The organism is Mesorhizobium sp. BHscii (genome assembly GCF_053848065.1).
Genome location: NZ_JBSPKW010000001.1, coordinates 12669 through 31313, shown reverse-complemented (window position 1 = coordinate 31313; position 18645 = coordinate 12669). Strand labels below are relative to the sequence as shown.

General features: G+C 62.7%; 23 protein-coding genes. 14 read left to right on the top strand and 9 right to left on the bottom strand.

The window, feature by feature from the left end:
- The first annotated feature begins 7 nt into the window (after positions 1-7).
- The 7 genes from ACWTU7_RS00180 (at position 8) to ACWTU7_RS00150 (ending at position 6522) form a co-directional block, all read left to right on the top strand.
- Complete coding sequence (locus ACWTU7_RS00180) at positions 8-1267, top strand: ABC transporter substrate-binding protein (RefSeq protein ID WP_455837272.1); 1260 nt, start codon at positions 8-10, stop codon at positions 1265-1267.
- Between the two features lie 103 nt (positions 1268-1370).
- Entirely contained in the window at positions 1371-2306 is a 936-nt protein-coding gene (locus ACWTU7_RS00175; RefSeq protein ID WP_455837271.1) for a carbohydrate ABC transporter permease, read from the top strand.
- 19 nt (positions 2307-2325) lie between these two features.
- Positions 2326-3159 carry a carbohydrate ABC transporter permease gene (locus ACWTU7_RS00170; RefSeq protein ID WP_455837270.1) on the top strand — a complete coding sequence of 278 codons (834 nt, stop codon included), beginning with the start codon at positions 2326-2328 and terminating at the stop codon, positions 3157-3159.
- A 10-nt stretch (positions 3160-3169) separates the two neighbouring features.
- Positions 3170-4270: an ABC transporter ATP-binding protein gene (locus tag ACWTU7_RS00165; RefSeq protein ID WP_455837269.1), complete on the top strand. Its 1101-nt coding sequence runs from the start codon at positions 3170-3172 to the stop codon at positions 4268-4270.
- 191 nt (positions 4271-4461) lie between these two features.
- Entirely contained in the window at positions 4462-5085 is a 624-nt protein-coding gene (locus tag ACWTU7_RS00160) for a hypothetical protein (protein WP_029354356.1), read from the top strand.
- Positions 5086-5092: 7 nt separating this feature from the next.
- Positions 5093-5938, top strand: coding sequence for a 23S rRNA (adenine(2030)-N(6))-methyltransferase RlmJ (locus tag ACWTU7_RS00155; protein ID WP_455837268.1), 846 nt, complete (start codon positions 5093-5095; stop codon positions 5936-5938).
- Between the two features lie 131 nt (positions 5939-6069).
- Positions 6070-6522 (top strand): hypothetical protein, encoded by a 453-nt coding sequence (locus ACWTU7_RS00150; protein WP_095519595.1) that lies wholly within the window; start codon positions 6070-6072, stop codon positions 6520-6522.
- Here ACWTU7_RS00150 and ACWTU7_RS00145 read toward each other — a convergent pair.
- The 3 genes from ACWTU7_RS00145 to ACWTU7_RS00135 all read right to left on the bottom strand — a co-directional run bounded on the left by ACWTU7_RS00145 (position 6492) and on the right by ACWTU7_RS00135 (position 7788).
- A complete protein-coding gene (locus ACWTU7_RS00145) occupies positions 6492-6833 on the bottom strand; it encodes a transcriptional regulator (RefSeq protein WP_029354350.1) in 342 nt (113 codons plus the stop codon). The two genes, ACWTU7_RS00150 and ACWTU7_RS00145, sit on opposite strands and share 31 nt — an antisense overlap.
- 122 nt (positions 6834-6955) lie before the next feature.
- Entirely contained in the window at positions 6956-7216 is a 261-nt protein-coding gene (locus ACWTU7_RS00140) for a hypothetical protein (protein ID WP_455837267.1), read from the bottom strand.
- Positions 7217-7272: 56 nt separating this feature from the next.
- Positions 7273-7788 carry a hypothetical protein gene (locus ACWTU7_RS00135; protein WP_455837266.1) on the bottom strand — a complete coding sequence of 172 codons (516 nt, stop codon included), beginning with the start codon at positions 7786-7788 and terminating at the stop codon, positions 7273-7275.
- Positions 7789-8240: 452 nt separating this feature from the next.
- On the opposite strand from ACWTU7_RS00135, the gene ACWTU7_RS00130 reads away from it, so the two are divergent.
- Entirely contained in the window at positions 8241-8837 is a 597-nt protein-coding gene (locus tag ACWTU7_RS00130; protein ID WP_128343046.1) for a glutathione S-transferase family protein, read from the top strand.
- Between the two features lie 157 nt (positions 8838-8994).
- Here the strand turns inward: ACWTU7_RS00130 and ACWTU7_RS00125 are convergent, their stop codons facing one another.
- The gene (locus tag ACWTU7_RS00125; protein WP_455837265.1) at positions 8995-9645 is read right to left on the bottom strand and encodes an outer membrane protein; all 651 of its coding nucleotides are present in this window, start codon (positions 9643-9645) and stop codon (positions 8995-8997) included.
- A 407-nt stretch (positions 9646-10052) separates the two neighbouring features.
- On the opposite strand from ACWTU7_RS00125, the gene ACWTU7_RS00120 reads away from it, so the two are divergent.
- The 5 genes from ACWTU7_RS00120 to ACWTU7_RS00100 all read left to right on the top strand — a co-directional run bounded on the left by ACWTU7_RS00120 (position 10053) and on the right by ACWTU7_RS00100 (position 14356).
- The gene (locus ACWTU7_RS00120; protein ID WP_455837264.1) at positions 10053-10829 is read left to right on the top strand and encodes an SDR family oxidoreductase; all 777 of its coding nucleotides are present in this window, start codon (positions 10053-10055) and stop codon (positions 10827-10829) included.
- A complete protein-coding gene (gene uvrC / locus ACWTU7_RS00115; protein ID WP_455837263.1) occupies positions 10826-12913 on the top strand; it encodes an excinuclease ABC subunit UvrC in 2088 nt (695 codons plus the stop codon). Before ACWTU7_RS00120 ends, uvrC begins: the two co-directional genes overlap by 4 nt.
- A 97-nt stretch (positions 12914-13010) precedes the next feature.
- Positions 13011-13607, top strand: a complete 597-nt coding sequence (pgsA, locus tag ACWTU7_RS00110) for a CDP-diacylglycerol--glycerol-3-phosphate 3-phosphatidyltransferase (protein WP_455837262.1) — start codon at positions 13011-13013, stop codon at positions 13605-13607.
- A gap of 1 nt (position 13608) precedes the next feature.
- Positions 13609-13866 (top strand): molybdopterin converting factor subunit 1, encoded by a 258-nt coding sequence (gene moaD / locus ACWTU7_RS00105; protein WP_292482847.1) that lies wholly within the window; start codon positions 13609-13611, stop codon positions 13864-13866.
- A gap of 1 nt (position 13867) precedes the next feature.
- The gene (locus tag ACWTU7_RS00100; protein WP_455837624.1) at positions 13868-14356 is read left to right on the top strand and encodes a molybdenum cofactor biosynthesis protein MoaE; all 489 of its coding nucleotides are present in this window, start codon (positions 13868-13870) and stop codon (positions 14354-14356) included.
- A 62-nt stretch (positions 14357-14418) separates the two neighbouring features.
- Here the strand turns inward: ACWTU7_RS00100 and ACWTU7_RS00095 are convergent, their stop codons facing one another.
- Genes ACWTU7_RS00095 through ACWTU7_RS00080 form a run of 4 tightly spaced genes read right to left on the bottom strand, consistent with a single transcriptional unit; the run spans position 14419 to position 16985 of the window.
- Entirely contained in the window at positions 14419-14916 is a 498-nt protein-coding gene (locus tag ACWTU7_RS00095) for a DoxX family protein (RefSeq protein WP_455837261.1), read from the bottom strand.
- A gap of 2 nt (positions 14917-14918) precedes the next feature.
- A complete protein-coding gene (locus ACWTU7_RS00090; RefSeq protein WP_455837260.1) occupies positions 14919-15719 on the bottom strand; it encodes an HvfC/BufC N-terminal domain-containing protein in 801 nt (266 codons plus the stop codon).
- A complete protein-coding gene (gene bufB / locus ACWTU7_RS00085; protein WP_455837259.1) occupies positions 15706-16629 on the bottom strand; it encodes an MNIO family bufferin maturase in 924 nt (307 codons plus the stop codon). The genes ACWTU7_RS00090 and bufB overlap by 14 nt, the downstream gene beginning before the upstream one ends.
- 32 nt (positions 16630-16661) lie before the next feature.
- Complete coding sequence (locus ACWTU7_RS00080; protein ID WP_164759703.1) at positions 16662-16985, bottom strand: BufA1 family periplasmic bufferin-type metallophore; 324 nt, start codon at positions 16983-16985, stop codon at positions 16662-16664.
- A 281-nt stretch (positions 16986-17266) separates the two neighbouring features.
- On the opposite strand from ACWTU7_RS00080, the gene ACWTU7_RS00075 reads away from it, so the two are divergent.
- Complete coding sequence (locus ACWTU7_RS00075; RefSeq protein ID WP_455837258.1) at positions 17267-18031, top strand: YbaY family lipoprotein; 765 nt, start codon at positions 17267-17269, stop codon at positions 18029-18031.
- A gap of 136 nt (positions 18032-18167) precedes the next feature.
- On the opposite strand, the gene ndk is transcribed toward ACWTU7_RS00075, so the two are convergent.
- Complete coding sequence (gene ndk / locus ACWTU7_RS00070) at positions 18168-18590, bottom strand: nucleoside-diphosphate kinase (RefSeq protein WP_029354318.1); 423 nt, start codon at positions 18588-18590, stop codon at positions 18168-18170.
- Between the last annotated feature and the right edge of the window lie 55 nt (positions 18591-18645).

Genomic DNA, 18645 nt, shown 5'->3' with positions numbered 1-18645 from the left:
ACGGAAAATGAAGAAGCTTCTTATCGCCGCATTCGCCACCGTACTGATGTCGGGTGCTGCACTCGCCGACACGACGCTGAAGCTCGTGGAGGTGATCACCAGCCCCGAGCGCACCGAAACCCTGAAATCGATCGTCTCCAAATTCGAGGCTGCCAACCCGGGCACGAAGGTCGAAATCATCTCGCTGCCCTGGGGCGAGGCGTTCCAGAAATTCGCGACCATGGTGTCCGCCGGCGAAATCCCCGACGTCATGGAGATGCCGGACACCTGGCTCTCGCTCTATGCCAACAACGGCCTTCTCGAAAGCCTCGAACCCTATCTTGCCAAATGGGAGCACACCTCGGGCCTCACCGATCGCGCGCTTGAACTCGGCCGCGACGTGAACAACACCGCCTACATGCTGCCCTACGGCTTCTATCTCCGGGCGATGTTCTACAACAAGAAGCTGTTCCAGGAGGCTGGTGTCGCCGAGCCGCCCAAGACGATGGACGAGTTCGTGGCGGCGTCGGAGAAAGTTTCCAAGCTTCCGGGCAAATATGGCTACTGCCTGCGCGGCGGACCGGGCGGCCTCAACGGCTGGATTATGTTCGGCGCAACGATGGCCGGGTCCAACAAATTCTTCAACGACGACGGCACCTCGACGATGAACAGCGAGGGCTGGATCAAGGGACTGACCTGGGTCGTCGATCTCTACAAGAAGGGATTGGCACCGAAGGACAGCGTCAACTGGGGTTTTAACGAAATCGTCGCCGGATTCTACACCGGCACTTGCGCAATGCTTGATCAGGATCCGGACGCACTGATCGCGATAGCCGAGCGGATGAAGCCGGAAGACTACGGCGTCACGACCATGCCGAAGGGGCCTGGCGGCAAGACGTTCCCGACCATCGGCTATGCCGGTTGGTCGATGATGGCGGCCAGCCAGAGCAAGGACCTGTCCTGGAAGCTGATCGAAACGCTCGAAGGGCCCGAGGGCAACGTCGAGTGGAACAAGCGCACAGGAGCGCTGCCGGTCCACAAGTCGGCCGAAAAGGATCCCTTTTACTCAAGCGAGCAGTTCAAGGGCTGGTTCGCCGAACTCGAGGACAAGGATGCAGTTCCGACGGTCATGCCGACCTATCTCGAGGAGTTCGCCTTCTTCAAGGACTCGATGGTCATCAAGACCAGTCAACAGGCCCTGCTCGGCGATATCACACCCGAGGAAATGGCCAACCAGTGGGCCGACTATCTGACCAAGGCGCAGCAGAAACACCTGGCCAAGAAATAAACGGCGGACCGAGAGCATCGGAGCCGCCCATCGTGGGCGGCTCCGATAGATCTCGTCCATGGTCGACTGGAAGCATGGCCAATTGGAACGAAAGCGTTAGCTGATGGTTTTTGACGCCACCGCCGGGTTCACGGAATCGCGCCGCCGGTCGCTGGTCGACCGGATCACGCGCCATGCCGAGCCGTATCTTTACACCGCCCCGGCGCTGATTCTGATCGTCACCATCATGCTGGCGCCGCTGGTGCTAGGCCTGTCCTACGCCTTCCGCGACGTGCACTTGCTCAACCCCTTCTCTGGCGGCTATGTCGGGCTCGATCATTTTCGCACCCTCTATGACGACGAAAATTTCTATCGGGCGCTGCGCAACACGCTGTGGTGGACCGGCGCATCCGTCTTCCTGCAATTCGTGTTCGGCCTGGTCCTGGCGCTGTTGCTCGACCGGCCGTTTGCCGGCCGCGCCATCGCGCAGGCGCTGGTGTTCCTGCCTTGGGCGGTGCCGACCTTCCTCACCGGGCTCAACTGGGCGTGGCTGTTCAACCCCGTCATCGGACCGCTGCCGCATTGGCTTTATGCGTTCGGCCTGATGAGTGAGCCGGCCAACATCCTTTCCAATCCGCAGCTCGCCATGTGGGGACCGATCATCGCCAACGTCTGGTGGGGCATTCCCTTCTTCGCCATCACGCTGCTGGCGGCGCTCCAGGCCATCCCGCGCGACCTCTACGAGGCGGCGGCGATCGACGGCGCCGGTGCGGTCAGGCGGTTCACGTCGATAACGTTGCCATTCCTTGCGCCGACCATTGCGATCACCGTGCTGTTGCGCACGGTCTGGATCGCGAACTTCGCCGACCTGATCATCGTCATGACCAGCGGCGGCCCAGCCGACCGCACGCAAATTGTCGCGAGCTACATCTTCACGCAGGCCTTCAGGGCCCTTGATTTCGGCTATGCCTCGGCCATTGCGCTGGTGCTGCTCATTCTGCTGCTCGCCTATTCGATGCTGATCGTCATGCTTCGGCAAGTCCTGATGGATCGGGCTTGATGGATCGGGCGGTGACCAGATGAACAGGTATTCGATTTTCGGCACCGGGCTGCACCGCCTGGCGATCCTCTGCTACGTGGTCTTTGCGCTGTTCCCGCTGTTCTGGCTGTTGAAAGTATCGGTGACGCCGAACGACCTGCTCTATTCGGAGGGCGTGCGGATGTGGCCGTCGCGGATGAGCTTTGAACATTTCCGCTTTGTGCTCGCCCACAGCGCATTCCCGGTCTTCTTCAGGAACAGCATGATCGTTGCCGGCGCAACGGCCGTGATCGTGACGCTGCTCGCGTCTCTCTCTGGCTATGCGTTGTCGCGCTTCACCTTCCGCGGCAAATACTGGCTGGTCGCGCTGATGCTGCTCACCCAGATGTTTCCATTGGTGATGCTGGTCGCGCCGATCTTCAAGATGCTCTCGCCGCTCGGGCTGACCAACAGCCTGACCGGGCTGGTCGTCGTCTACACCGCCTTCAACATCCCTTTCGCGACGTTCCTGATGCAGTCGTTTTTCGACGGCATTCCCAAGGAGCTGGAGGAGGCGGCCAAGATCGATGGCGCTACGCAGTTCATGGCATTTCGCCAGATCGTCCTGCCGCTGACGCTGCCGGGCATTGCGGCGACGCTGGGTTTTGTGTTCACCGCAGCATGGAGCGAACTGCTGTTCGCGCTGATGCTGATTTCGGGCAACAGCGCCGCCACGTTTCCGGTTGGTCTGCTCACCTTCGTGTCGAAGTTTTCGGTCGATTTCGGGCAGATGATGGCGGCCGGCGTGCTGGCACTGATCCCGGCCTGCCTCTTCTTCCTGTTCATCCAGCGCTATCTGGTCCAGGGCCTGACGGCCGGCGCGGTCAAGGGCTGAGTGAGGTTTCATGGCATCGATCGACATCCGCAACGTCCGCAAGAATTTCGGCATCGTCTCCGTGCTGCACGGCGTCGATCTGGCGATAAAGAACGGCGAGTTCGTGGTGCTGGTGGGCCCGTCGGGCTGCGGCAAGAGCACGCTGCTGCGGATGATCGCCGGGCTCGAGGAGGTGACCGAAGGTGAGATCCGGATCGACGGCATGCGCGTCAATGAGCGGGCGCCCAAGGACCGCGACATTGCCATGGTGTTCCAATCCTACGCGCTCTACCCACACATGAACGTCGCCGAGAACATGAGCTATGGCCTGCGGATCCGGAAGGCCGCCCACGAGAAGATCACAGCCGCTGTCAGCAATGCCGCCCGGAAGCTTGAGCTGCAGCCGCTGCTTGCGCGGCGGCCGAAGGCACTGTCGGGCGGTCAGCGCCAGCGCGTCGCGATGGGCCGCGCGATCGTGCGCCAACCCAAAGCATTCCTGTTCGACGAGCCGCTGTCCAATCTCGACGCGCGCCTGCGTGAGCAGATGCGGGCAGAGATCAAGAAGCTGCACCGCGATCTCGGCGCGACCTCGATCTATGTCACCCACGACCAGATCGAGGCGATGACACTGGCCGACCGGATCGTCGCCATGCATGAGGGCGTGGTGCAGCAGGTCGGCAGCCCGCTGGAGCTTTACGACCGCCCTGCCAACCTGTTCGTGGCCGGCTTCATCGGATCGCCGGCCATGAATTTTCTGTCGGCACGCTATGAGGTCGGCGCAGGCACGGCCGGCGCACGATTGCCTGACGGAACGCTGATTGGGCTTTCGTCTGGTTATCAACTGGAGGAAGGCGCGGCGGTGACGCTCGGCATCCGGCCGGAGCACGTCGAGATGTCGCCGGCCTCGGAGAGCAGCCTGAGGGCGACGGTCGACCTGATCGAGCCGACCGGCTTCGGCATCATCCTGCATCTCGGCCTGCACGGCCTGCCATTCAACGTCTTCACGCTCGACCGGGCGGCGCTGACGGCCGGCCCGACGGTGACGGTGGCGTTCCCGCCGCAGCATCTGCATTTGTTCGATGAGACGGGAAAGCGCGCATTGGAATCGATCCTCCAGAAGGGGAAGGGCTGATCCTCCTTACGATCGCTCAGATCATTCGGATTCTCCCAAAACCGGTTTCCACTTTTAGGTCCCATGTTATTGTCTATCTTGGCACCGCCGAATTCGATACAACGTCCGAGCTCGGCCTCGACATGCTCCTGGACGAAATGGAACGCGCCCGCGGCGGCGCTAAATAATATCCGGGCAAGGTAGTCGAGCGCATGCGCTTTCTGTTTTTTCTGATCCTGCTCGCCGGCACCGGCATCGGCGTCGTCTATCCCTGGGCGATGAGCAATTTCTCCGGCCATGAGATCGGCACCTGGCGGGTCTACGAGCAGGGCCGGTTCAAGCCGGTGACGGTACCACTCGCCGCTCGCGACGCGCCGGTGCGGGTGCTGGTCGACCTCACCGCGAGGGCCGAACGCATCGTCGTCTCGCAACAGCGCACCGTGCTGACGCTGACCGCCGCCACCGGCGGCAGGACGGTGCTCGCCTCGACGCTGCAATTCAACCATTCGGAAAATCCGCGCCAGGTCAGCCCGCAACTGCCGGACAAGATCTTTCGCGACGAGGCAGGCCTGATCCCGACGGTTAGCCCCGGCCCCTACATCTTCACCGTCGGCCCAGGCGACGCCGAGGGCATCGAGATGCGGGCGGTGGACCTAGTGCTGCGCTCCGGCGTTGGCGAGGTCGATCAACGGGCGCAGCCGGTCGGCTTCTCGTTGATGGCAGTCGGCCTGATCGGGCTGGTGCTGGCGTTTCGTTTCGGTGGCGGCGGCCGGCCGCAAAATCCGAATTCGCAGCCGCCACCGCCGCGCTGGGGCAGGGGCGGGTCGTCGAATTGAGTATCGTATGAACTACCGCCACGCCTATCACGCCGGAAACTTCGCCGATGTCGTCAAGCATGTCGTGCTGAGCCGGCTCGTCGAATATCTGAAGCAGAAGGACAAGGCGTTTCGCGTCATAGACACCCATGCCGGCATCGGCCGCTACGACCTGTCATCGACTGAAGCGCAAAAGACCGGCGAATGGCAAGGCGGCATCAGCCGGCTTTTCGATGCCGCGCTCGACGCGCCGGCGGCAGCACTTCTGGCGCCTTATCTGGAAGCCGTCCGTTCGCTCAATTCTGAAGGCGGCCTGAAAAAATATCCGGGCTCGCCGCTGATCGCGCGTCATCTTATGCGCAAGCAGGACCGGCTGTCGGCGATCGAGTTGCATCGTCAGGATGCCGCGAAGCTGAGAGCACTATTCGCCGGCGATTTCCAGACCCGGGTGATCGAGCTCGATGGCTGGCTGGCGCTCGGCGCGCATCTGCCGCCGAAGGAAAAGCGCGGTCTCGTGCTGGTCGATCCGCCGTTTGAGGAGGAGGGCGAGTTCGACCGCCTCGTCGACGGGCTGCGGAAAGCCCACAAGCGCTGGCCGGGCGGCATCTATGCGCTGTGGTATCCGGTCAAGGACCGCAAGGCGGTCATCGCCTTCCGGAAAGCGCTGGTGCAGTCAGGCGTCCCGAAGCTGCTCGACATCTGCTTCGAGATCAGGCCGCCATCGGCCGAGCCCAGCCTCGACGGCAGCGGGATGGTGGTGGTCAACCCGCCGTTCACGCTGGAGCGCGAGCTGCGCACGCTGCTGCCGGCCTTGCACAAATTGCTTGTCGTCGGAAAACCGGCGCACTGGACGCTGGAATGGCTGGCGGCGTAGGGCGGCAGAGGTATCCGCGCGCCTGCATTGGCCGAAGGCGATTTCAAACTAAGAAACCATCGTCTCTACAACCGCTTGACCGCGCGCAAGCGAATCCGCACAGTGCGCGCAGTCGACCATAAGAGGCTGCCATGACTCGCTTCGCCCAATCCGCACTTGCCGCACTGATCGCCCTTTGCACGCCGCTAGGCGCGTCCCTCGCCGTCACCCAGGCAGCAAAGGCGGCCGACCTTGCCGTCTATACCGAAGAAGACAGCGGCGTTTGCGGTGAGGCCTGGGTGCTGAACAAGATCACCAGCCGCTTCTCCTACCAGGTGCGCCACGTGCCGAATCTGCCCGATGTCGAGATCACCGATTTCCAGGGGATCCACCAGCACCGCTATCTGCCAGCCAATGAAACCTGGCCGATCGGGCGTCGCTATTGCGGCGCCACCGTCAGCCTGTCCGACGGCCACGCCCGCACCATCTGGTATCTGATCGAGGAAGGGCAGGGCTTTGCCTCGATCGGCGATAATGTCGAATTCTGCGTCGCGGGCTTCGACCGCTGGATGGTCTACAACGGCCGCTGCCGCGTCCTGCGCTGAACGCGTTTACCTGGCTGCTCCGCCTCATCGAGGATGGCGCGAAGGAAGGCGGCGTGACCGCGAAAGGCGCGCCGTCCGATTGATGTTGCCTTGACCCGCGTTTGCGGCCGGCGTCCGACAAACAGCTTTTCGACATCGACATATCCCGCCTTGGCAAGCGTATCGATATGCGCGCCGAGATTGCCGTCGGTGGCATTGACGATGGCCTTCAATCGGGTGAATTCCAGCGCTTCGCGCCTTTCCAGAGAATTCAGCGCCGCCATGATCATGAGCCGCACGCTCTGGTGGATGATTTCGTCGGCAGCCATCATTGGGCCTGCTATGGTGTCAGGCGTTCAGTCTCACTGATCTGGGACAGCGCTAGATCTTGCGCGAATGACATTACGCTTCGCCCGCATACCAGAATACTCTGTCGGATCGAGTAATCTGTCAACTAGCAAAAAGGTTGCCTTCTCAAGCCCCAGACAAGGTCATGGCGCAGAACGAGCCGGGCTTTGCTTTTGTAGCTTGTGTAGATCGTCTCGTTGGACAAGACGATGAGATCGATGAAGCAGCCCATCATGATGTTGCCGGTCGATGATCGACGAGCAAAACGCTTGCTAACCTTCAGCACTTTGTAGTGCGATTGGTTCCGGTTAAGCGCGCAGAATGTCTGTCGCAAACCCTCGGCAAGCTCGAAGAGCAGCAGCGACATTTTGCGAAATCAGGACGAGCGTGTGTCGCCGGTAATCAAAATTTAAACTGAAAAATTCATGCTAATGCTTCGCTGGCTAGACAAGCGCGAGTCAGATATGCATTACGCGCCGGGTCATTAACGGCCGTCGGCACAACGAAGGGGCATGATATGGCTAAACAGTCATCCAAAGCGCCGGCATCCAAGTCTCCGGCAAAGAAAGCACCAGTAAAAGCTGTGGCGGAAAAGGCCGCAGCAGCTGTGAAGAAAGCAGCACCTGCTGCCAAGCCGAAGGCCGCCGCGGCCGAGGCAAAAGCAGCGCCGGCCAAGAAGCCGGCCGCGAAAGCCGCGGCAAAGCCGGCAGTGAAGAAAGCAGCACCAGCCAAGGCCAAAGCAGCACCAGCCAAGAAGCCGGCTGCAAAGGCCGCGGCGAAGCCGGCAGCGAAGAAAGCAGCACCTGCCAAGGCTGCACCGGCCAAGAAGGCTGCGCCCGCAAAGCAAGCGGCTGCAGCGAAGTCTTCAGTGGCAGTGAAGAAAGCAGCGCCGGCGGCCAAGCCGAAGGCGAAGGCAGCGCCCGCGAAGGCGAAAGCCAAAAAGTAATCGCGCTTCTTAGCTCGCGGAGGACAGTGCTGAAGACCGTGGAGGGCGGGTGCCGGACAGGCGCCTCGCTCGCAGGGTCAGTGCTCGGGCAAGAATAGAGGCGGAGGGAAGACAGCTTTTCGCAACTCCCAGGACTTCGCCGTACGGCGAAGTCCGGTGGGGCATTTCTCTGTGCCCGGAGAGAAATTCTCGGTGCAAGACCGGGTTGGCTAGGTTCGGATCTGTTTGACCTGTTCAGATCCTCTTGGGCTGCAACTGCCGTACCGCTCATTGCCTAAGATCGCGGAGGAGGACGTCGTTCTCCGTGGCGCCCGGTTTTTCGGCCTGTGGTTGTTGATCATGCCGGCATGTCCAGTCAACAGTGCACAAAAATCAAAGCGCTACGGCGTCCTTTGCGCGTCCAATAGGATACGCGGCGCTGTAGCCGGCAACCAGGAACCCGATCATGCCCAGACTGCTCTACGCCTCCACATCACCCTACAGTTCCAAGGTGCGCATGGCCGCGCGTTATGCCGGCATCGCAGTCGATCTCGTGCCGATAAAAACCGAAGACAAGCCGGCCGAGCTGATCGACGCCAATCCGCTCGGCAAGATCCCGGTGCTGGTGCTCGACGACGGCCGCTCGATCCACGACAGCCGCGCCATTACCCAGCATCTCAACCGCATGTCGAAGAACGCGCTGTTCCCGCGCAATCCCGACAAGCGCCTCGAGGCAGAAGTGCTGGAGGCACTGGCCGACGGCATCTGCGACTGCGCGCTGTCGATGGTTTATGAGCGGCGCACGCGCCCCGAAGACATGGTCTACCAGCCTTGGCTCGACCGCCAGTGGGCGAAGATAACCGGTGCGCTCGATCTGCTCAACGCCAATCCGCCAAAGCTGCCGAAGAAGATCACCGCCGGCCAGCTGGCGCTGCGCGCCTGCCTTGGCTATCTCTCGCTACGCTTTGCCGGAAAATGGGAAAAGGGCCGCAACCGGCTGGTCCGCTGGGCAGCGCGCTTCGACGAGAAGTTTCCGGAGCTGAAACCCTGCGTCCCGGCGTGAGCTGGCTGGCACCCAGCTAGAGCATTTTTGCAGCCAAGTGGAATCACTTGGCGTCGTAGAAATGCGGCTTCAATCTGATGCATCCCGCTCTAGAGAAGGCGATCACAAAAAAAGCCGGGCACGAGGCCCGGCTTTTTCGTGCGTGGCTTGGACGATTTTAGAACTTCATACCGACGCCGAAGGTGACGCGGTTGTCGGTCGACTTGACCTTGCCGATACCGTCAAAGTCCTTGTCGCCGAAGTCGGTGTAGCGATACTCGACACGGCCGAATACATTGTCGGTGATCTTGATGTCGGTACCGACGCCGGCCGTCCAGCCGAGCATGGTGTTTTCATCGCTGGCGCCGGCCGCTTCGATCTCCTGGTTCTTGAGCGCGCCACCGGCGGTGCCGTAGAGCAGGATTTCCGGGGTGACGGCGTAGCCGAGGCGGGCACGCAGCGAGCCTTCGAAGCCGCCCTTGGCCTCGACGCCGCCATCGTCGCCCTCGATGCCGCTATAGCCGATATCGGCTTCAGCACCGTAGACGAAGTTCTCCGCCTGCCACTGATAGCCGCCGAAGACGCCGCCGACAAAACCATCGGTGTCGACGTCAGTGCCGATATCCTCGGCATCGGCGTGACCGCTGAAGCCGTAGCCGACGCTCACACCGGCATAGGGACCGGCCCAGGAAGCGACCGGAAGTTCGGCGATCGGGGCGGGGGCCGGCGGCTCTTCCGAGATGACGTCAGCAGCATAGGCGGTTCCGCCGAGGGCGAAGAGCCCGAACGCCACCGCCAGCGGTCGCGCAAATTTAAGATTGGCTTGCATTGTTCTTTACTCCTTAAGCCACAGGCACAGGCTTGCTTTTCACAAGCGCCCTCAACCCGCCGGGGGGATAAACGGGTCTGGCGCTCAACGGTTTCGAATGTCGTGTCGAAATGCGGCTGAAGCGAACCTGAACTTGGGTCATTACTGGGCACGAATGAGGCCGAACTTTGACGTTGCATCTGCGCAACAGATGGTGTCAGGAGGCCTTGCCGTGCCGCGCTGAACGACGCTTGGAGCAAGGGGTCCGGAGCCCTATATTGCGGCTGGCAGGCCGAGTCCCGGCCACAGTCGAAAGACCGATCCGGCCGCTTTGCCACAATGCTGCCCAAGGTCCGAACGGCATTTAACGCTTCGCCGGCCATATTTTGCCCGCTGGCTGAAATCGAGGCCCATTGAGGATTGACGAGATGAGCAAGGCCGCTGGAACGGCACTGGTGACGGGCGGGGGCCGGCGGATCGGCAAGGCGATCGTCGAGGATCTCGCCGCGAACGGTTTTGCCGTCGCCATCCATTGCAACCGCTCGCGGGCCGAGGCGGAAGCATTGGCCGCGCGGATCAACGACGGTCATTTTGGCCAGGGTGGCCGCGCTGCTGTGGTCGCCGCCGACCTGACCGACATGGCCGCGGTCGAGGACCTCGTTGGCCGCGCCGAAGCCGCGCTCGGGCCTGTTACGCTGCTGGTCAACAATGCGTCGCTGTTCGTGGACGATACGGTTCAGGACGTCGACTGGCTTGCCTGGGACCGTCACTTCGCCATCCACGTGAAGGCGCCTGCATTTTTGGCGCAACATTTTGCCCGCGCGCTGCCGGAAGGCGAGGAAGGGCTGATCGTCAATATGATCGACCAGCGCGTCTGGCGCCCGACGCCACGCTATTTCTCCTATGCGCTGTCGAAATCGACATTGTGGACGCAGACGCAGATGATGGCGCAGGCGCTGGCACCCCGCATTCGCGTCAATGCCATCGGTCCCGGCCCGACGCTGAAGAGCGCGCGTCAGCAAGACAGCGACTTTGCCGCGCAGGTCGACGGCCTGATCCTGAAGCGCGGCCCGGAATTGCCTGAATTCGGCGCCACCATCCGCTATCTCTGGGGCGCAAGCTCGGTCACCGGCCAGATGATCGCGCTCGACGGCGGCCAGCACCTTGCATGGCAGACGCCGGATGTGACAGGCATTATCGAATGAGTCCCATGGACCAGAAACACAAACGGGGCGCCGCCCCCGACGACCTGCCCCCCGATGTCGACCTCGAGGACGAGGCGGCGGAGGAGATCGTCGAAACGTCAGCTCCCGGTTCCGGCGGTCCTGACGTTGCCTTCACGGTCATCGATTGGACGCCGCATGCCGGCGATGCCGACGGCATGGTCGGCGCCGAAGTCATCCAGACGCTCGTCAAACGGCTGCCCAACGCGCCCGGCGTCTACCGCATGATGAATGCCGCAGGCGACGTGCTCTATGTCGGCAAGGCGCGCAGCCTGAAGAAGCGGGTGACCAATTACGCGCAAGGCCGTTTCCACACCAGCCGCATCGGCCGCATGGTGCGCGAGACCGCGACGATGGAATTCGTCGTCACCCGCACCGAGATCGAAGCGCTGCTGCTGGAAGCCAACCTCATCAAGCGCTTGCGGCCGCGATTCAATGTGCTGATGCGGGACGACAAGTCGTTCCCCTACATCCTGCTGACCGGCGATCACGTCTCGCCCGGCATCTACAAGCATCGCGGCGCGCGTTCGCGCAAGGGCGACTATTTCGGCCCCTTCGCCTCGGCCGGCGCCGTCGGCCGCACCATCAACTCGCTGCAGCGCGCCTTCCTGCTCAGGAGTTGCACCAACTCCTTCTACGAGAACCGCACCCGGCCGTGCCTGCTGTTCCAGATCAAGCGCTGCGCCGGCCCGTGTACCGGCGAAATCTCGCATGGTGACTATGCCAGGCTGGTCGCCGAGGCGAAGGACTTCCTGTCCGGCCGCAGTCAGAAGGTGAAGACCGATATCTCCGCTGCCATGCAGCAGGCTTCGGAAAATCTCGATTTCGAGCGCGCCGCCATTTATCGCGACCGGCTAGCGGCGTTGTCGCATGTGCAGAGCCATCAGGGCATCAACCCGCAGACCGTCGACGAGGCCGATGTCTTCGCCATCCACCAGGAAGGCGGCCAGGTTTGCATCCAGGTGTTCTTCTTCCGCACCGGGCAGAACTGGGGCAACCGCGCCTATTTCCCCAAGGCCGATCCGGCGCTGGACGCGGCCGAGGTGCTGGGCTCATTCCTGGCGCAATTCTATGACGACAAGCCGACGCCGCGTACCATCCTGTTGTCGCATGGCGTCGAGGACCAGGAGTTGCTGGCCGAGGCGCTCTCCACCCGCGCGGGCCGCAAGGTGGCTATCTCGGTGCCGCAGCGCGGCGAGAAGAAGAATTTAACCGACAACGCACTGCAGAATGCTCGTGAGGCGCTCGGCCGCCGGCTGGCCGAGACCTCGACGCAAGGGCGGTTGCTCACCGGTTTCGCCGAGACTTTCGGCCTGAAGAAACCGCCGGTGCGCATCGAGGTCTACGACAACTCCCACATCATGGGCACCAACGCCGTCGGCGCCATGATCGTCGCCGGGCCGGAAGGCTTCGTGAAGAACCAGTACCGAAAATTCAACATCCGCTCGACCGAGATCACGCCGGGAGACGATTTCGGCATGATGCGCGAGGTGATGGAGCGGCGTTTCTCCCGCCTGCTGAAGGAGCATGGCGAGGTGCCGCGGAGCGAACAGGCGGCGGGCGACATCCTGGCCGAACAGGGCGAAGATATCGAGGATGCGGGCGGCTTCCCGGCCTGGCCAGACGTCATCCTCATCGATGGCGGCCAGGGCCAGATGACGGCGGTGCGACAAATCCTCGGCGACCTCGGCATCGAGGACCGTGTCCAGGCCATCGGCATCGCCAAGGGCCAGGACCGTGACGCCGGCCGCGAACGCTTCTTCGTCAGGGGCAAGCCGCCGTTTTCGCTCCCCGTGCGCGACCCCGTGCTCTATTTCGTCCAGCGGCTGCGCGACGAGGTCCACCGCTTCGCCATCGGCTCGCACCGCGCCCGCCGCAAGAAGGAGATGGTCAGGAGCCCGCTTGACGAGATCAGCGGCATCGGTCCCGGTCGCAAGCGCGCGCTGCTCATGCATTTCGGCACCGCCAAGGCGGTCAGCCGCGCCGCGATCGAGGATCTGGTCAAGGTCGATGGGATATCCGAGCAGGTCGCCAAGCTGGTCTACAACCATTTTCACGAGAGCTGATGATTCGGCTATTTTCGGCTGGTCCATCGACTATCACCTGTTGACCCCCCACATTCGCTTCTGATTTGAGTAGGCAGGCAGAAAGAGTTCCAAAGATATGGCCCAGCGCGCATTCAACCTGCCCAACATGCTCACTTACGTCCGCATCCTCGCGGTGCCGCTGGTTGTGCTGTGTTTTTTTCTCGAAGGCCATCTGAAGTCGAGCGACTTCGCCCGCTGGTCGGCGCTGATCATTTTCCTGCTCGCCTCGGTCACCGATTATTTCGACGGCTATCTGGCGCGCGCCTGGCAGCAGACCTCGAATATCGGCAAGATGCTCGATCCGATCGCCGACAAGTTGCTGGTCGCCACGTGCCTGCTGCTGCTGGCGGCCGATACCGACAGGCATGCCGGCATCGCCGGCTGGTCGCTGTGGGCGGCAATCATCATCCTGTGCCGCGAGATCCTCGTCTCCGGCCTGCGCGAATATCTGGCGGCGCTGAAGGTATCGGTTCCGGTGACGCAGCTGGCAAAGTGGAAGACCACCATCCAGATGATCGCCATCGCCTTCCTGCTCGCGGGACCTGCCGGCGACAAGATCTTCCCGCTGACCACCCAGATCGGGCTTGTGCTGTTGTGGATCGCCGCGCTGGTGACGCTTTACACCGGCTACGACTATTTCCGCGCCGGCCTCAAGCACATCATGGACGAGTAGCATGTCGACGAGGCTCATCTATTTCGCCTGGGTGCGCGAGCGGATCGGCAAGCCTCAAGAGGACGTCGATTTGCCCGCCGGCATCGAGACGGTGGCCGACCTGCTGCGCTGGCTGAAATCGCGCGGCGAGGAGTACGAGCACGCGCTGCAATATCCTGACGTGATCCGCGTCGCCATCAACCAGGAACATGTCGAGCACCGCGAGAAGATATCAGGCGCGCGCGAGATCGCGCTGTTCCCGCCGATGACGGGTGGCTGAAATGCCCGGCGCGGTGGTGCCGACGGTGCGCATCCAGGCGGAGGATTTCGATGTCGCCGCCGAGATCGCCAGGATGACGCAAGGCCGCGCCGACATCGGCGCTGTGGTGACTTTCTCAGGTCTCTGCCGCGATGAAGCGGGCAGGCTGGCGGCACTCGAACTCGAATATTATCCCGGCATGGCCGAGGCCGAGATCGGCCGCATCGCCGCCGAGGCGGTTCACCGCTGGCCGCTGCAGGGGCTCACCGCCATCCATCGCCACGGCAGGATCGCGCCCGGTGAGAACATCGTGCTGGTGGTCGCGGCCTCCGCTCACCGGCAGGCGGCGTTCGAGGCGGCGAACTTCCTGATGGATTACCTGAAATCGCGCGCGCCGTTCTGGAAGAAGGAACACCATACCGACGGCTCGCAAGGCGACTGGGTCGATGCCAAGGAGGCCGACGACGAGGCCGCAAGCCGCTGGAAGCAGGCCGTTCCGAAACGAAATTGATGCTTCGCGCCACCGCCGGAGGGCGGGATTCACATCAACCCGATCAGCCCCTCGGCCTCCCATCAACCCTTGTCAGTGCCTATCCAGTGATCGAGGGCAATCCGGCCGGGTCCCCACGCCATGATGCCGAGCGCCATCGCCGCCCAGGTGATGTGCAGCGGCCAGCCGTCCGGCACAGTGAGTTGTATGACCAGCGTCATCACGAGCAGGCCGAATGCCGCCAGGCGTGTCGCCAGGCCGAGAACGAGAAGAATTGGCAGCAGGATTTCCGCAGATCCTGAGACGAACGCCACCAGCCCAGGTGCAGGAAAATCGTAAGGGCCGCCGGGCAGATGCAGCTTGAGCTCGGAACTGAAAAGCAGCACGGCGACCTCGTTCAGCTGCAGAAGACCGTCCCATTTGTTGACGCCGGACCGCCAGAACGGGACAGCGAGCGCGCAGCGCAGGACAAGCTGCGTCAGCGACGGTGTGGCAGTCGTGCGCAGCGCGGCATTCACTCTCTCGACGAGGGTGGCGATGCCTCGCGGCTCGGTGTTGGCGGTCCGCCCATGGTTCGTCATGCTCACCCTCCCTGGTGTGCCGCTGTGAAGGCGCCTGCCTGCAGCAGGCCGGCAATGTTGGCGGAAAGGTCGAATTCGGCACGCTCCGCAAACGCTGCCGCGGCCGCCGCGCCGAGCGGCTCACCCGCCATGAGGCGATCCAGAAAAACCGCGCTGCCAGGCGGCATATGGAGGACATAGACTTCGAGGCCGGGCCGCGTGATCAGCGCATCTTCACGGCCGTTTGCGTCGATCCGCCCGACAGGACCGTCGCTCCGGTTTGCCGCGAAGATCGTCACGACCGGATAGCGCGAACGTATGGCGCGCGTTGCCGGGTGCGGCACGAACACGGTATCGGCCAGTCGTTCGGGCGGGATGGACGCCAGTGCTCCGGAAGCCAACGGTTCCGCGTCGGCGGCATGATAGGCGTCGAGCCAAGCCCGCTCCATGCGCGCCACGTCGGCCAGCCACGGCATCGACTGCGCGTATTCGTAGCGCTCGATGAAATCGGGAAAGTCGCGCCCGTATTCGAATAGAAGCGGCGAGGTGGGCGGTGTTTCGCGAACGTGAAAGCGCGCCATTGCGCGAAAGAAGTCCGGGCCGGTGATGCGCAGCGTCGCTGGAAAGCTGGCGGCTAGCGCATCGATCAGGCTGACCGTGACGTTGTTGCGGTAGACGGCATATCGCTTGACCGCAGCCTTCCCGTTCGGCCCCGAGACAGCGTCAGGCGGGGCGCGGTCAGGATCGAGCAAACCGGCGGTGAATGCCGCGGCATAGTCAAACCGGTGGCCGAGATCGCCTGACTGGAGCTCATCCTGCGGCATGGGCTTTTCCGAATATGTAATCGCTGTCGGCGTGACGGTCGAGGATCGCTTGGGCGGCGGCCGCCTCCGCCTTGAGCACCGGCCAGTCGGGAATGTCGCTGTCCCATTCGATCAGCGTCGGAAGCGGCCCGCATCGGCCGATGACGACATCGAAGAGCTTCCAGACCGCGTCGGCGACCGGGCCGTCATGGCTGTCGATGAGCAGCACATCGCCCTCGTCATCCTCCTGCTCGGCGTGCCCGGCCAGATGGATTTCGCCGATATATTCGAGCGGGAAATCCGCGAGGTAGGAAAGGGCTGAATAGCCGTGATTGGTGGCCGAAACGAACACGTTGTTGACGTCGAGCAGCAGGCCGCAACCGGTACGCCGCACCAGCTCGCGAATGAAATCTGTCTCGCTCATCGTCGATTCCGGGAAAAGGACGTAGGTCGAGGGGTTCTCGAGCAGGATCGGGCGGCCGATCGCCCGCTGCATTTCGTCGATGTGATCCGCGACCCGCGAAACCGTTGCCGGCGTATAGGGCAGCGGAAGCAGGTCGTTGTAATAGGTGGTGTCGTGGGTCGACCAGGCGAGATGCTCGGAAACGAGCGCCGGCTCATAGCGGTCGACGAGCGCCCTGAGACGGCCGAGATGCGCTTTGTCGAGCGGCCGCGGTCCGCCGATCGACATGCACACCCCGTGCAGCGAAACGGGATAGTCGCGGCGGATCTTGGTCAACGCATCGTGAGGCGGGCCGCCGGCTCCCATATAGTTTTCGGCGTGGACCTCGAAGAAACCGTCCTTGCTGCCGCCGGCAATGATAGCGTGCGAATGTTCATGCTTGAAACTGGTGCCGGCAAGGCCGGCGACCGGGTGTGCCGGAAAGCGCGAGGTTTTCGACATGCGGAATGCTGGGGCTAGTCCGTTCATCTTCGTCTCCGCTTTCCGGGCAGTTGCATTGCTTACGACGGGATGTCGCGGGTCAGTTCCGTGGGCGAGCCCTTGCGGTCGCCGGGTAGGTCCATCGTCGTGCAAGTGCCGCCGTCGACAAACTTCCAGGCGTTGCCTTGGTAATCGACAGTCGAGGTGCCTTGGCAGGTAGTGCCCGGTCCTGCCGCGCAGTCGTTCTGCCCCTTCAGGGCGACGCCAAAGCACTTCTCCTTGCCGGCATCCATCGCCGCCTTGGCCTCTGCCTCGGATAGCGGCGCGGCCGTCGCAAAAGAAGCAAGAGCCGTGGCAACGGCGCCGGCCAGAAAGGCTGCGCTCACGGTTGATCTCGTTGTCATGATTTCACCTCCGGTTGGGTTGTTGCGCGCCCGTTCCTCAAGCGCGCATTGGTAAGTTCGGTCCGGAGGCCGCTGTGTTACATCTTTTGGGGAACACGACTTCGTGATCGCCTGGGACCTGGCTTGAGCATAATTTTGCCGGTCATGCCAAGGCGGCCGACGAACAAAGACCACAAGCCGGATGGCACCGCCGTGCGAACAGTGCGTGTGTGGGGCGCCACGGAACCACCGCAATCCTGCGAGACGTTGCGACCAGTTTGGTGCGCTGGGGGAGCAGGATCGTGCTGGGCAGGATCGCCAAGTTCTTCATCTTCGGTGTCATGCCGCTGGTCGTTGGTATACTGGTGCCTGAGTTGTCCGTCGCTGCCGAGAAGACCCTGAAGGGCGAGGTGACGTATCGCGAGCGCATCGCGCTGCCGCCCAACGCCGTGCTTTTCGTGCAGCTTGCCAATGTCTCGCAGGCCGGTGCGCCGGCCGCTGTCATCGGCGAGCGCAAGATGGCGCCGGCCGGCCAGGTGCCGATCAAGTTCGAGATCAGCTTCGATCCCCAGGTGATCCGGCCTGATATGACCTATGTGCTGCAGGCGCGCATCACCGTCGACGACAGGCTGTTGTTCATCTCCGATATGCGCCACCACGTCGATCCGCTGAGCGACGCGCCGCAGACCATCATGCTGAAGATGGTGACGTCGAGCGAGCAGCCGGCGTCGGCGCCGGTGTTCGGGCAGAGCTGGCTGATCGAGTATATCGACGGCATTGGTGTGATCGCCGAGCCGCAGGCGACGTTCAGGATCAGCGAGGCCGGCAAGGCCGGCGGCAGCGGTCCTTGCAACGTCTACTTCGCCATCGCCAAAGTCGAGGGTTCGACGATCGCCATCAATGACATCGGTTCGACCTTCAAAGCCTGCGCGCCCGAGATCATGGCCGAGGAAAAGGCGCTGTTCGAGGCGCTGGCCAAGGCCGCGTCGTACCATGTCGACGCCGGCAAGCTTGTTATCGCCGACAAGGACGGCCGCGTCATTCTGCGCTTCAACGCCGCGAGCTGATCGTTCAAACCGGTTTCGGTTTTGAGCATCATGCGCGGTTGGAGGCGTCGGCGTCCGGTGCAGGATCGCCGCAACGAAAAAAGGCCAGCATTGCGCCGGCCTTTTTTGCATGTGACGTGGTGATGGACTTATCGGCTCAGCCGACGATCTCTGTGTCCGAGAACCAGTATTTGATCTCCTGCGCGGCGGTCTCCGGTGCGTCGGAGCCGTGCACGGAATTCTCGCCGATCGACAGCGCGTGCACCTTGCGGATGGTGCCTTCGGCGGCGTTGGCCGGGTTGGTGGCGCCCATCACGTCGCGGTTTTTGGCAATCGCGTTCTCGCCTTCCAGCACCTGCACGACGGTTGGGCCCGACGACATGGACTCCACCAGCTCGCCGAAGAACGGACGATCCTTGTGGACGGCATAAAAGCCTTCCGCCTCGCGGCGGCTCATCCACACCCGGCGCGAAGCGATGACGCGCAGGCCGGCTTCTTCGAGCATCTGGGTAATGGCGCCGGTGAGATTGCGTCGGGTCGCGTCCGGCTTGATCATGGAAAAGGTGCGTTCGAGCGCCATGGGATGGTCCTTGTGATGGAGAGTGGAATTCAGGGTGGCGGGCTCTATACAAGCC